Origin of the sequence: Pseudomonas sp. Irchel s3b5 (assembly GCF_900187435.1) — a bacterium.
GTDB lineage: Bacteria > Pseudomonadota > Gammaproteobacteria > Pseudomonadales > Pseudomonadaceae > Aquipseudomonas.
Genome location: NZ_FYDY01000004.1, coordinates 133163 through 146870, shown reverse-complemented (window position 1 = coordinate 146870; position 13708 = coordinate 133163). Strand labels below are relative to the sequence as shown.

The following is a 13708-nucleotide window of genomic DNA, read 5'->3' as shown; positions in this document are numbered from 1 at the left end:
ATCATGGCAAAAGTCATTGCCCAGATTACGGTAAAGCTCCCGCGCCTGATGGAGGTGAGCGAGTACAGGAAGTTGCGTTACGCCGGCGGCAAGCCGAGTGTGCAGCAGTTGAAAAAATGGATTGAGGAAGGCGAAGTGATTGGAGAGGTAAAGGGCGGGATGTACTTCGTAGATTTGCAGGCGGCCGTGATTGGATCGAACGATCCGTTGCTCGCCAAGATGATGGAGGTGGGCTAATGGCTCCGCCGCGCGCCAGAACAGTGAAGAACCGGGACCTGCCAGCGAATCTCTACCCGAACGGGAAGTACTGGCAGTACAAAAACCCGATCACCGGCAAGAAGACCAGCATCAATAAGCCAATGGCCGAGGCCATCAAGCTGGCCAATGCCGCCAACGCCAAGCTGCTGCCGCTGCTGGCAGACGACGGGGCGTTGCTGGCGATGATCACCGGTGACGCGGCGCCGAAGTTCAGCGGCTGCCTGGAGCGCTTCGAAAAGGAATGGCTGACCACCAAAACTTACGCCGCGAGCACGCTGAAGGAAATCAAATTCAAGTTGGCCCGGTACCGCGAGGACCTGGGCGACTTGATGATGGGGCAGTTGGATGTGCTGACTATCGCGGAGTACCTGGATGGTTTCGAGAACAATGCCTACACGAAGCACCGCGGGTTGCTGGTCCAGGTGTTCGCGTTCGCCGTGGCCAAGGGCCTATGCGAGCGCAATTCAGCCGAGCTGACCTTGGTCAAGAAGGAGGCCGAGAAGAAGCGCCAGCGCCATACCGTTGAGGGACTGAACACGATTCTGGAATACGTGGGGACGCCGATCTGGCTGAAACGCGCCATTCGGCTTGGGTTGCTGAGTCTTCAGCGGCGGGAGGATATCGTGGTGTGGCCGAAATCGGCCGTGGACCTCGAGCAGAACACCATCAAGGTATCGCCCGGGAAGACGCAGAACTACGGAAAGCCCGTGCACCTTGAGATCGTCATGGGCCAGGCGCTGCGGGAGGTGGTTCTGGAGTGCATAAAGTCGCCGGTTGTCTGCCCTTACCTGATCCATTACTCGCCGAAAGCACGCAAGCGGAGCCAGCTGGACGCCAAGCTACACTGGAATGCGGTGACAGCGGACTACCTTACCAAGTCATTTGCCCAGGCGCGGGACGATTCACACGCTTACGACGACATACCAGCTGGCGAGCGCCCTACCTTTCACGAGATCCGGGCGCTCGGCGCGTGGCTGTATGAGCAACAGGGTTTCGAGCAGGAATACATCCAAGGCTTGATGGGTCACGCTGACGTGAAGATGACCGAGCACTACCAAGCGGGGCACGGTGATGAAACGGTGGTTTATATGAAGGTGAAAGCCGACCTGAAGGTGTAACGCAGTGGTCGTTTGCCCAAAATATTCCCAAAGTTTGCCCAAAGGAAAAAAGCAAAAAGGGGTCACCGTTTCCGGTGACCCCTCTAGACCGCCCAGCAGAGCGGATTTTGTTTGGTAGGCGCGATTGGACTCGAACCAACGACCCCCACCATGTCAAGGTGGTGCTCTAACCAACTGAGCTACGTGCCTGCTGTGAGGCGGCATTCTACGGAATTCCGGAGGGGTGTCAACACCTTTTTTCGCGCTAACCCTATGAATATGCAAAATATTTAATTTCGCGAGTGCGAAGTGGATTTTCCGGGTGGCTGGCGGGGGATTTTTATCTCGGGTAGGATCAACGCACTCGTAAAATATATTAAACAGAGGCTGCCGGATGGCGAACACTCCCTACCCAGAGTCCTACTACGCCGCATCGGCCAATGCGGTTCCGCCACGGCCGGCATTGCAGGATGAAGTCCAGACGGATGTCTGCGTGATCGGCGCCGGTTATACCGGGTTGTCCGCTGCCCTGTTCCTGCTGGAGAACGGTTTCAAGGTGACTGTACTCGAAGCGGCCAAGGTAGGTTTTGGGGCGTCGGGGCGTAACGGTGGCCAGATCGTTAACAGCTACAGCCGTGATATCGATGTGATCGAGCGCACCGTGGGCCCAAAACAGGCGCAGTTGCTGGGTCAGATGGCGTTCGAGGGTGGACGGATCATTCGCGAGCGGGTTGCCACCTACAACATTCAATGCGATCTGAAGGACGGTGGCGTGTTCGCCGCCATGACTCCCAAGCAGATGGGTCATCTCGAGTCCCAGAAGCGTCTGTGGGAGCGATTCGGCCACACTCAACTCGAGCTGATGGATCAACGCCGAATTCGTGAAGTCGTGGCCTGCGATCAATATGTCGGTGGGATGCTCGACATGAGCGGCGGCCATATTCACCCGCTTAATCTGGTGCTGGGTGAAGCGGCGGCAGTCGAGTCCCTGGGTGGAACGATTTATGAACAATCGCCGGCGGTGCGCATCGAGCGCGGCGCGAACCCGGTAGTGCATACCCCGCAAGGCAAGGTCAGGGCCAAGTTCATCATCGTGGCCGGCAATGCCTATCTCGGCAATCTGGTTCCGGAACTCGCCGCCAAATCGATGCCTTGCGGCACGCAGGTCATCACCACCGAGCCGTTGGGCGAAGAACTGGCGAAAGCCCTGCTGCCACAGGATTACTGCGTCGAAGACTGCAATTATCTGCTCGATTACTACCGCCTGAGCGGCGACAAGCGTCTGATTTTCGGTGGTGGCGTGGTGTATGGCGCGCGGGATCCGGCGAACATCGAAGCGATCATTCGCCCGAAGATGCTCAAGGCGTTCCCGCAGCTCAAGGATGTGAAAATCGATTACGCCTGGACCGGCAATTTCCTGCTGACCCTGTCGCGCCTGCCCCAGGTCGGACGGTTGGGCGACAACATCTACTATTCCCAGGGCTGTAGTGGCCACGGCGTGACCTACACGCATTTGGCAGGCAAGGTATTGGCCGAAGCACTACGCGGTCAGGCAGAACGTTTTGATGCGTTTGCCGACCTCCCTCACTACCCATTCCCCGGCGGACAAATGCTGCGCACGCCGTTTGCGGCATTGGGCGCGTGGTATTACGGGTTGCGGGACAAGTTCGGGTATTGACTGCTAAAGATCAGCATCGAAAGATCGCAGCCTTCGGCAGCGCCTACATGGGAATGCGTTTGGCTGCGTTCTTCTGATCTTAAAGACGATCCCGTGGGATACCGCTGCGAATCCGCAGAATGTCCGCCAGCACCGCCAGCGCAATTTCCGCTGGCGTCTTGCTGCCCAGGTTCAGGCCGATGGGCGCGTGAATCCGCGCCAACTCTGCATCCCCCAGCCCACCAATCCGCCGCAAGCGCTCGAAACGCTTTTGCGACGTCTGCATGGAACCCATCACGCCGATGTAAAACGCATCTGTGCGAACCGCTTCCATCATCGCCAGGTCATCGATGCGCGGATCATGGGTCAACGCCACCACCGCGGTATCGCTGTGGCAGCCACCATCGGCGATGAACACCGACGGCAGTTGACGACGAATCTCCACGCCATCCAACACGACGCCTTCAAGCACTTCGTCCCTCGGATCACACAGGATCACCTCGAACCCCAGACCGACAGCGAACTCGGCACAGGCTTGAGCGACGCTGGAATACCCAGCCAGCAGCAAGCGCTGGGCCGCGCCGATACGCACGCGAACCCGATCGATTTCACGCTCGATGCGCACGCCCTGTTCACGATCATCGAACAGACTGCGCGCACCGTTGGCCAGGTCGACTTCACGGATCAACCGACGTCGCCCCAACAGCGCTGACTCCAGTTCTCGCAGATGCGCCTGAACCTCGCAATCGGCTTCAAGCTTCTCCACCAACACATCGAGCACACCGCCGCAGGGCAGGCTCACCCGCGAGCGCGGATCATCGCCTTCGCCGTAACGAACGACGCTGACTGCGTTCTCGAACGCCCCCTCGGCGACGCGCTCGAGGAAATCCTCTTCAACGCAGCCACCGGACAGCGAGCCGATCCATTGCCCGTGAGCATTCACCGCCAACAACGAGCCCGGCGCGCGCGGCGCCGAGCCGTAGGTCGCGAGCACCGTGCAGAGCCAGATGCGCTGACCGGCCGTCGACCACTCCAGCGCCCGGCGTATCACTTGCAGATCGAGATGCTGCATGGTCAGTGCGCCTTGTGCTCGAGCGGCGGCGCATCGGCCCGCAACTTCTGCACGTTGTTCACCGCAAGATCACCCGGCTGACCGCCCCATCCCTGACGCAGATAGTTCAGCAGGTCGGTGAGCTGTTCGTCGTTCAGCTTCTGGACGAACCCCGGCATCGGCTGCATGTGCTCGAACCCGGAGAATTTCTGTTCACCGATACCGTCGTCGATTACACGCACCAGATTGCGCGGATCTTCCAGGCGCAACGTAGTGTTGCCGCGCATGGCCACCGCGATGTGCGGCTTGCCCTCGCCACCTGGCGCGTGGCAACCGGCGCAGACATTCAAGTATTCCTGACGGCCACGCTGGGCGCTTGGGCTCAGTTTGTCGAAAGGCACTTCGGTGAGGACTTTCGCCGCCGGTGGCTGATCGCCGAGCAGGAAGGTCGCCATCGCCGCCAAGTCAGGGTCCGTGAGGCCCTGAGTGCTGTTGTGGAACACCGGGAACATCTCGTTGAACATCGTGCCCTGGGCGCTCATGCCGTGCTTGAGGAACGAGCTCAGGTCCTGATGGTTCCAGCCGCGAGCCGCCAGGTCATTGGCCAGCAGGCTCGGCGCCAGATAACCATTGAGAATGCCGCCGGTCATGCGCTTGTCCATCTGCATCGCACCGGGCAAGCCACGTGGTGTGTGGCACTCACCGCAGTGACCTAGTACGTCGACCATGTACTGGCCACGCTTCCAGTCTTCGCTTTTGCCTTCGGCAGACTCCAGCTTCACATCCTTGCCGTACATCATGTTCCAGCCCATCAGGCCCAGGCGCACGTTGAACGGAAAGCTCAGGCTGGTGACCGGCGCGGCACGCTCGATCGGCTCGACGGTTTTCAGGTACGCATGAATCGCGTCGGAGTCTGCACGCGGGATCAGGTGATACGAGGTGTAAGGCATCGCCGGATACAGGTTCGCGCCATCGCGACGCTTGCCTTCGGTCAGTGCGGCGAAGAAGTCTTCATCGCTGTACGAACCAATGCCGTGCTCTTTGCTCGGGGTGATGTTGGTGCCGTAGATCGTGCCGAACGGCGAGACGATCGGCAGGCCGCCAGCATACGGCGCGCCACCCGGTGCGGTATGGCACGCCATGCAATCGGCGGCGCGAGCGAGGTATTCGCCTTGCTTGACCTGCGTGTCATCGGCGTGGGCCAGCAATACCGGCGCGGCCAGGCCGACCGCCAACGTCAGGCGGGACAGTAGATGCTTCATGCTTAACCCTCCTTGACCAGGCCGAGATCGGTCAGCACGTTGCGCGTGGCACTGTAGTAGCGCACGTACCCGGTGCAACGGCAGATGTGATGACCAAGGCTGTCTTCGATGACTTTTTCCAGCTGGCTTTTGACGATCGGCTGACGCTGCAGTTTTTCCACCAGCACGGTCGCGGCATTGACGAAGCCCGGCGCGCAGTAGCTGCACTGAAAGGCGAACTCATCAACGAAGCGCTGCTGGATCGGGTTCAGTTCAGTGACCTTGCCCTGTTCGTCGCGGGTCGCATGACCTTCGATGGTGCGTACTTTCTTGCCTTCGAAATAGTGCGCGCCGGTGATGCAGGTGCGCACTTCTTCGCTGGTGCCGTCCGGGTTGTCGACGATCACCACGCAGGCGTGGCAGATGCCCTGGCCGCAGCCCAGGCGCGAACCGGTGAGGTTCTTGTATTCATGCAGGTAGTCGATCATCGGCAGGTCATCAGGGATGTCCACCGGGCCGACGGATTGACCGTTGAGGGTCAGTTGAAGCGGACGGTTAGCCATTGAGGGCCTCCTTGATGCGAGCAGAAGTGATAGGCAGGTCGCGGACACGTTTACCGATGGCATGGGCCACGGCGTTACCGATGGCACCCACCACCGGGATCATCACCACTTCGGCGATGCCCTTCGATGGATCGCTTGGCGACAATGGCGGCAGGATTTCCGCCGTCTGTTTCCACACCGCAACGTGGCGCGCCATCGGCAAGCGGTAACGGTTGAAGTTCCAGTCACCCTCCCCCGGCCCGCCTTCGTACAACGGCATTTCTTCCATCAGCGCATGGCCGATGCCCATGGCGATGCCGCCTTCGAGCTGCCCCTTGACCAGCTCTTCCACCAGCACCCGACCGCACTCGACCCACGAGTGATGGTTGAGTACCGACACTTCGTTCGAACCCTTGTTGACCTTCACTTCCACCAGCGTCGCGACCGGACTGTAGTAAGTCACCGCTGCGTTGTTCAACTGGGTTGCCGGGTAGGCGATGTTCTGCCGATCCAGCAGATGGAAACCGGCGCTGTTCATCTGCGCGAGCTTCGCCTTCGGCGCACCGTCGCCGTACTTGACCGCGAGGCCATCGAGCGGCAAACGCTCACGCACGCCATCGATGCTGTACTCGGCTTCGGCCCAGCTCCAGCGGTTGAAGCCATGCACGGTTGCGCCGGTCACCAGGCCGCGCTCGTGAGCGCGCTTGGCCAGCACGGCGAAAGGCAGGGGCTCCATGCCGTTGGCAGTGAGTTTGCCGTCGACCCAATGGGCGTCTTCGCGGCGCACCACGTAAGGGTTGGCCTGGCCGCCGTAAGGACCTTGTCGCCAGATCTCCATCGCCGCCGGCCACAAGCCGTGGTTGAACAGCACGCGCGCCGCTTCACGGGTGGCGTGGCTGAAGTAGTACGCCGAGTTGGTCGCCGACGAGGCCGATGCAACCTTGCCAACCCAACGAGGATTGCGCAGGAAGCTGTCCTGCTCGGCCTGGCTCATGATGTACGGATTGCCGCCACTGATCAGCTGCAACTCTTTCCATTCGGTTTCGCCGGTCTTCACTTCATGCGCCGGCAGACCGAGGAAGTCGGCCACCACCATCGCCTGGGAGGTGGACATACCGGTGCCGATTTCGATACCGATGTGACGCAGATTGATACGGCCATCGGCGGTGAACTCGACGCTGGCCATCGGCGCTTCGGAACCGGTGCCGAAGTCTTTCTGGCAGATGGCAAAACCGACGCCGTACCAGTTATCCGGATCCGCGGCTTCACGCTGTTTCTTGATCGCGTCGCGGTTTTTCCAGGTGTCGTGAACGGCCGCTTTGTCGAGAATCTCGTGCAGGCGCAAAGCACCGGCCGGGATCGCGCCCTGGGTATTTTTCATGCCCGAGCGCAGTGCGTTCTTGCGGCGCAGCTCAATGGCATCGACACCCAGGCGACCGGCGATTTCATCGACCATCATCTCGGTGGCCGCCATGCTCTGCAGGGTGCCGTAACCGCGCATCGACCCGGCCTCGACGGCGCGGGAGTGATAGGCCGTGACCTGCAAATCGTTCTGCGGCATGTAGTAGATCGACTGCGCCGCCGTGGCGCCAACTGCCGCCACCGATGGGCTGTAGTTGATCCGTCCGCCGCCGTCGACGCTCATCTCGGAGCGGAAAATCTTGAAGCTGTGGTCGGTCTTGTCCACCGCCAATTGGTAGCGAATATCGAACGGGTGACGCTTGATGCCGCTCTGGAACTGCTCGTAGCGGTCGTTGGCCAGGCGCACCGGCACACCGGCGCCGTACAACGCGGCCAGCGCTGCGTAGTAGACGAAAATGTTGTGGTCTTTCGAGCCGTAACCGACGGTGTAACCCGGGTGCATGTTCAGGTTGGCCAGGCCGAAACGCGACGGCGCGATCATCTTCGCGGTCTCGGTCGCCGTTTCCAGCGGGCACTGTGTCGCCACCACGAAATGCAGGGTCTTGGTCGCCGGGTCGTACCAGCCATTGCCGTTGTCCGGCTCCATCGCGGCCGGTTCGATTGACGGCGTCTTGTAGCGCTCGTCGAATACCAGCCAGTTATCCGGTGGCGTGTCGATCTGCTGCTTCATGCGCTCGGCGTAGAACAACCCGCGCTCGGTCAGGTTTCCGTGCAGATTGGGCTGGGAGTTCCACACCGGACGCCGGTTTTTCAACATCGGGAACAGGATCGAATCCTTGAGACTGGCAAACTCGTCTTCGTCCGCCGAGGTCGCGCCGCCGACGCGCACGTAACGGAAACTGCCGTACGGATCGCCTTCGTAGAACGGCACCTGAGCACCGTAACGAATCGCTTTGTCATTGAATTTGAGTTGGTTCTTGGCCTGGCGGAAACGCTCGAAATCGTTCCAGATCAGGATCGCCACCGGGTGACCGATGAACATCGGCACCTTGCCGGCCGGCAGCAACGGATCGGGGGCGTGTTCTTCGGGGAACACGATGCCGTCCTTGATCAGGTCTTCGGCGGTGACGATGCGATCCGGCTGCAAATCGGCGCCGAGCCACGACAGGTCGTAGCCTGCGTAGATGCGGTCGGCCTTGATGGTTTTCAGCAACATGGCGTGGCCCTGCTGCTGCGGCCAGCCCGGCATGTCCTTGGCGCGGATGTCGCGGGCAAAGACCTTGCTGCCGCAGACCTTGGACAAGGCATCGTTACGGGCACGCGCCTTGCCGTTGTTGCCGAGCCACTGTTCGGACGGCACGGTCACGCTGTTTTCCATCAAGGCTGCCAGCGCCTGGCTGCTCAATGGTGTGAGCGTCACGCTCACACCCGCTACCAGCCCGCCTTGAAGGAACGAGCGCCGGGATATTTCACGGTTGGACATGGATCATCCTCTGGGCGGTTATGGGGTCCGCCCTTCTGGTTATGTGCTGGAAATCTCGAGTCTTGCAGAAGCCCTTTTTGACGAAGCAAAGGGCTGTGATGACAGTGCAAAGCTGACCGAAAGGTTAACTTTAAAGGTTTATGGGCTTATGGAAAACAAAAAACTGACTGAAGAATCAAAAAACCGCGGCTTTTCGACGCAGCAGATCAATGAACAAGCCCAACTCCCGACTGATATGTTCGCCCTTGCGCAACATCAACCCGAATGGCGTCATCTAGACATCCAGCGCCATCACCTGGCCCATTTCAAGATAGTCGCGCAATGCAGTTTACGACAGCACCATGATCGCGTCGGTCGTTGAACAGCGGCTATCTCTTTGCTGGCGAGGGTCGATCCGCTCACTCATCGGCATTTCCCCGGACGTAGCAACGGACAGGTCGAACAGTAATCAGCGGGCTCGGTGGCCAGGTAATAGAAGCAACAGGTTCGGCGAAAGCGAATGCTACGCTGCCCTTCGTCCACCAGCGTCGGCGGTCGGCGGAAATGGCTCAGCGGGTTGTAATCCAGACCGAACAGCGCAGGCTCGGCTTGTGTCAGCAGCCAATTGAAATCCGCTTCACAGCGCTCGCGCACTGACGGGTCCTCGATTTTCGCCATACGCTTTTCATACAGCGAATACACCCGCACAGCCGTGTTTTCCCAAAGAATGCGCCGGGAAACTCCACCGACCCGGTTGAAGGTTTGCCACAACGGCTTCAGCAGTCCGGCGAACAGTCCCTGCACCAGGGCTTCCCGCCAGGCCTCGCGCTCATTCAGACCATAGGTCAGCGGCGAACCATGATGCAGCGGTATCGAAGACGTCCACAGCCCCTCATCGTGACCGTATTCGATCACCGTGTTGTCGAGCGTCAGCAATAGCCCTTTGTCATACGCCGACATCGCATACAAACAGGCACCGGTCGCCAGAAACGACAAACGCTTGCCCAGTAGCGAGGCCGTAATCGCCCGGGTTGGCGAGCCGATCATCGGGCCCAAGGCGTCCAGCAGTTGTTCGCACCGTTCCTCCTGCAACAAATCCCGGGCCATCAGCGAACGCAACGGATCGCGTCCGGTGCCGTCCTTGAGCCGCAACCCACCCGAGAGCACCGCCCACTCCTTTGCCGTGAAATGACGCGCCAGACTCATTGCGGCAACTCCCGACCGAAGGGAATGCACAGCGGCGTCCCGAAGAACGGATCGGGAATGATTCGGCAGTTGAGGTCGAACACGGTCTTGACCAGCGCCTCGGTCAACACCTCGTCGGGTCGCCCCTGGGCAAAGGCCGTCCGGTTGTGCACCGCGACCATGTGGTCGGCGTAACGACAGGCCAGGTTGAGGTCGTGCAGCACCATGATGATGGTTTTGTTTTCGAGCCGATTGAGGTCGCGCAGCAAGTCCAGCACTTCGATCTGGTGCGCCAGGTCGAGAAAGGTGGTGGGTTCATCAAGCAGCACGATGCCGGTGTCCTGGGCCAGGGTCATGGCGATCCACGCACGCTGGCGTTGCCCGCCGGACAACGCGTCCACCGGTCGGTCCGCCAGGGCCTGCAGACTGGTTTGCGCCAGAGCGCGGTTGACCATGGCTTCGTCTTGCGCCGACCACTGTTGCATCCAGCTCTGATACGGATAACGCCCCAGCGCCACCAGCTGCCTGACGGTGATGCCCTCCGGCGCGCTGGGGGTCTGAGGCAGAATGGCCAACTCCCGGGCCACGGCGGCCGTGGACTTTTGCTGGATATCCACACCGTTGAGAATCACCATGCCCTGTTGCGGTTTGAGCAGTCGGGCGAAGGATTTGAGCAAGGTGCTTTTGCCGCAGCCGTTGCTGCCGATCAGTACCGAAATCTTGCCCTGGGGCAGTTGCATGTCCAGCGCATCAATAATCACCTGGCGCTGATAACTCAGGGTCAGGCCGCGACTTGCAATCGACGTCATACGTTGAATTCCTCAATGACGCTGTTTGATCAACAAATAGAGAAAAAAGGGTGTGCCCAGCACGGCGACAAAAATCCCGGCCGGCAGATCCAGCGGCAAAAACAGGACACGCCCGGCGAGGTCGGCCAGCACCACGAGGTTCGCCCCGACCAGCGCCGCCATCGCTGCCTGACCACCGAAACCCGGGGCCACCAGACGCCTGGCAATGTGCGGCGCAATCAGCCCGACAAAGGCTATCGCCCCGCCCCAGGCAATCGCCGCACCGGCCAATGCCACGCTCACCAGCAACAAACCGGCACGCAGCCACTGCACGCGAACGCCGATGCCCTGAGCCAGAGAGTCATCCAGCTGTTGCACCCTCACCTGCCGGGCCAGCAGCACCAGCAGCGGGCAAATACCCAACAACCAGCCACCCAGCGCCAACGGCTCCGGCCAACTGGCGCCGTACACGCTGCCGGTCAGCCAGACATACGCCGACAGGGTTGTGGTCAACGGGCTGAAGACCAGAATGAAGGTGGTCGCGGCGGTCAACATCGCGCTGATGCCGACCCCGATCAACACCAGGCGCAGCGGGGAGGCCCCCTGCTTCCAGGCCAGCAAATAAATCGCCAATGCCGCCAGCCCCGCCCCGAGCATCGCCGCCAGCGGCAGATACTGTTGGCCCAATGCGACGGAGAAAAACGACAGATACAGCACCGCCGCCGCACTGGCGCCGCTGGTGATACCCAGCAGGTCGGGCGACGCCAGCGGGTTGCGGATGATGCTTTGCAGAATCAGCCCGGACACCGACAACGCCGCCCCCACCAACGCCGCCAGCAGCATGCGTGGGAAGCGCAGTTGCTCGACAATGAACGTCAGGCTGGCGTCCTGGTTCGACAGCAGAACCCTCAGCACCTCCAGCGGCGACAGCATGACTTTGCCCAGCGACAGCGAGCCGAGCATGATCAGCACCGTCACCATCAATGCCGACAGCAACCGCCACACAGTGGTGACGTTGATCCGCCGGGAAAACCCGCTACGGCGCCAGGTCAGGACCTTATCCATAACGACCTCCACGCCGGGCCAGCAGAATGAAAAAAGGAGCGCCGAACAATGCCGTCATCACACCCACCGGCACCTCCTGCGGCAGGATCAACACCCGCGACAAGGTATCGGCCAGCAGCAGGACAATCGCACCAAGCAGCGCGCAACCCGGCAGTAACCAGCGATGATCGATGGACAGGCCCTTGCGTACCATGTGCGGCACCAGCAAGCCGATAAACCCGATGCTGCCGGCCAAGGCCACGGCACTGCCCGCCAGACAGACCACCAGCACGCTCATCAGCAGCCGGATCAACCCGGTGCGCTGGCCCAGGCCGGTGGCGATCTCCTCGCCGGCGTTAAGCACGTTGACCTGCCCCGCCAGCAACATCGCGCCGAACAGCCCGAGTACGCCACATATCAGCAGGGGCGCGGCGACCGACAGGCTGCGCTCGGTCAACGAGCCCGCCAGCCAGAACAGCACCGTGTCCAGCCCCTCCTGATTGACCACCAGCAACGCCTGGCTGAATGCGGAGAACAACGCGGCCATCGCCGCCCCCGCCAGCACAATGCGCAACGGGCTGAGACTGCCCTGCCCCATGTTGCCGATCAGCCACACGATGCTACCGGACACGGCCGCGCCGATGAACGCACACCACAGCCAGGTATCCGGAGAGGACAGGGAAAACACCGAGGAGCACAGGATGATAAAGAAGGTCGCGCCGGCATTGATCCCGAACAAACCGGGGGACGCCAGCGGATTGCGCGTCAGCGCCTGCATCAAGGCCCCCGCCACGGCCAGGCTCGCGCCCACGGCCATCGCCATCAAGGTGCGCGACAGGCGTGTGGTGGTCACCAGCACATGGCTGACGCTGAGCGGGTCGGGATTCACGAACGCTGCTGCAATGTGCGACAACGGAATCCAGGTCGCTCCGACCGCCAGGCTCATTACGCCGCTGAGCAGCAACACGATCCCGGCGCAGCACAGCTTCAAACCATTGCTCATCAGGACAGGTCCGCCGTGATCAGCCGCGCAACGTCATCAAACATGAGGTTCGCCCCGAGCATTCCGCCCGACAGACTCCAGGCCACCCCATCGACCCGCCACACCTGCGCCTGCTGCGGTGCTCGCATTTGCTGCCACAACGGATGCTGCACCAGGCTTTCATAGTTTCGTTGCACTGCCGGTTTATCCTCGCGCAAGAAGACAAAGAAAATGTCGGCATTGACCACCGCCAGACTCTCTTTGCTGGTGAGTTTGATCGATACCCCATTCGCCGCCCGACTGGCGTCACTCCAACCGAACCCCAGCTCGGTGATCACCGAACCAGGAAAGCTTGCCGGTAAATAACTGCGGATATGGTCTTCACGGACATCCAGAATCGACACCGTTGGCGGCCAGCGCCCGGCAAACTTGTGCTGCAGTTGCTGGCGCAGTTGTGCCGTGCGTAGCTGCCAGCGGGCCAACACCTCCTCGGCCCGCTGCTGGCGGTGCAAGGCCAGGCCCATCAACGCCAAGGTCTTTTTGAACTCGAACACTTCCTCCAGCATCACTACCGGGGCGATCTGCCCGAGCAGCGGTGCGATGCGCTCATGGCGAAAGCGCGAGGCGATGATCACGTCCGGCTTGAGCAGCGCGATGTCCTCAAGGCTGGGCTGGGTTTCCAGGCCGACATGGGGCACCAGCTCCAGCGTCGAGCGCAGATAGCGATAGGTGGGCTTTTCACTCCAGGAATCGACGATGCCGCAAGGTGTGATACCCAACGCCACGGCGCTGTCGGTGGCGCCCTGAAACAGGGTGATCACCCGCAGTGGCGCGACGTCGGCCCGGGCCCACGCCGACGGGACACACTTGAGTGCAAGTACGCCCAAAGACAGGCGCAACAGCGTACGCCTGGAGGGCGTGTTGATCTGTCCGTTCTTGAGCGGGCAAGTGAGGCTGGGCATGCTCTGGTCCTCTGCAATCGATGCATGACACAACTCGGCAGCGCCCTTCCCTGTGGCGCAACGCACGGTTGAATCGA

General features: G+C 61.0%; 12 protein-coding genes, 1 tRNA gene and 1 pseudogene. 3 read left to right on the top strand and 11 right to left on the bottom strand.

What is annotated here, in order from left to right; genetic code table 11:
* The first annotated feature begins 3 nt into the window (after positions 1 to 3).
* A complete protein-coding gene (locus CKW15_RS06255) occupies positions 4 to 237 on the top strand; it encodes a hypothetical protein (RefSeq protein WP_095058083.1) in 234 nt (77 codons plus the stop codon).
* Positions 237 to 1376 (top strand): tyrosine-type recombinase/integrase, encoded by a 1140-nt coding sequence (locus tag CKW15_RS06250; RefSeq protein WP_095151832.1) that lies wholly within the window; start codon positions 237 to 239, stop codon positions 1374 to 1376. The genes CKW15_RS06255 and CKW15_RS06250 overlap by 1 nt, the downstream gene beginning before the upstream one ends.
* Positions 1377 to 1488: 112 nt before the next feature.
* Here CKW15_RS06250 and CKW15_RS06245 read toward each other — a convergent pair.
* Positions 1489 to 1565 (bottom strand) — tRNA-Val (locus CKW15_RS06245).
* A 184-nt stretch (positions 1566 to 1749) separates the two neighbouring features.
* On the opposite strand from CKW15_RS06245, the gene CKW15_RS06240 reads away from it, so the two are divergent.
* Complete coding sequence (locus tag CKW15_RS06240) at positions 1750 to 3033, top strand: FAD-binding oxidoreductase (protein WP_095058085.1); 1284 nt, start codon at positions 1750 to 1752, stop codon at positions 3031 to 3033.
* A gap of 79 nt (positions 3034 to 3112) precedes the next feature.
* On the opposite strand, the gene CKW15_RS06235 is transcribed toward CKW15_RS06240, so the two are convergent.
* From CKW15_RS06235 to CKW15_RS06190, 10 genes and pseudogenes are all read right to left on the bottom strand, one after another.
* Complete coding sequence (locus tag CKW15_RS06235; RefSeq protein WP_095058086.1) at positions 3113 to 4084, bottom strand: XdhC family protein; 972 nt, start codon at positions 4082 to 4084, stop codon at positions 3113 to 3115.
* 2 nt (positions 4085 to 4086) lie between these two features.
* Positions 4087 to 5325: a cytochrome c gene (locus CKW15_RS06230; protein ID WP_095058087.1), complete on the bottom strand. Its 1239-nt coding sequence runs from the start codon at positions 5323 to 5325 to the stop codon at positions 4087 to 4089.
* A 2-nt stretch (positions 5326 to 5327) separates the two neighbouring features.
* The gene (locus tag CKW15_RS06225; RefSeq protein WP_007982256.1) at positions 5328 to 5867 is read right to left on the bottom strand and encodes a (2Fe-2S)-binding protein; all 540 of its coding nucleotides are present in this window, start codon (positions 5865 to 5867) and stop codon (positions 5328 to 5330) included.
* The gene (locus tag CKW15_RS06220) at positions 5860 to 8691 is read right to left on the bottom strand and encodes a xanthine dehydrogenase family protein molybdopterin-binding subunit (protein ID WP_095058088.1); all 2832 of its coding nucleotides are present in this window, start codon (positions 8689 to 8691) and stop codon (positions 5860 to 5862) included. The genes CKW15_RS06225 and CKW15_RS06220 overlap by 8 nt, the downstream gene beginning before the upstream one ends.
* A 175-nt stretch (positions 8692 to 8866) precedes the next feature.
* Positions 8867 to 9046: pseudogene (locus CKW15_RS28670) on the bottom strand (LysR family transcriptional regulator); the annotation flags it as partial.
* A 47-nt stretch (positions 9047 to 9093) separates the two neighbouring features.
* Complete coding sequence (locus CKW15_RS06210) at positions 9094 to 9876, bottom strand: IucA/IucC family C-terminal-domain containing protein (RefSeq protein WP_095151831.1); 783 nt, start codon at positions 9874 to 9876, stop codon at positions 9094 to 9096.
* Entirely contained in the window at positions 9873 to 10664 is a 792-nt protein-coding gene (locus CKW15_RS06205; protein WP_095151830.1) for an ABC transporter ATP-binding protein, read from the bottom strand. The genes CKW15_RS06210 and CKW15_RS06205 overlap by 4 nt, the downstream gene beginning before the upstream one ends.
* Before the next feature lie 12 nt (positions 10665 to 10676).
* Entirely contained in the window at positions 10677 to 11708 is a 1032-nt protein-coding gene (locus tag CKW15_RS06200) for an iron chelate uptake ABC transporter family permease subunit (RefSeq protein WP_095058091.1), read from the bottom strand.
* Positions 11701 to 12690, bottom strand: a complete 990-nt coding sequence (locus CKW15_RS06195) for an iron ABC transporter permease (protein ID WP_095058092.1) — start codon at positions 12688 to 12690, stop codon at positions 11701 to 11703. Before CKW15_RS06195 ends, CKW15_RS06200 begins: the two co-directional genes overlap by 8 nt.
* Positions 12690 to 13631 (bottom strand): ABC transporter substrate-binding protein, encoded by a 942-nt coding sequence (locus tag CKW15_RS06190; protein WP_095058093.1) that lies wholly within the window; start codon positions 13629 to 13631, stop codon positions 12690 to 12692. Before CKW15_RS06190 ends, CKW15_RS06195 begins: the two co-directional genes overlap by 1 nt.
* Positions 13632 to 13708: the final 77 nt, after the last annotated feature.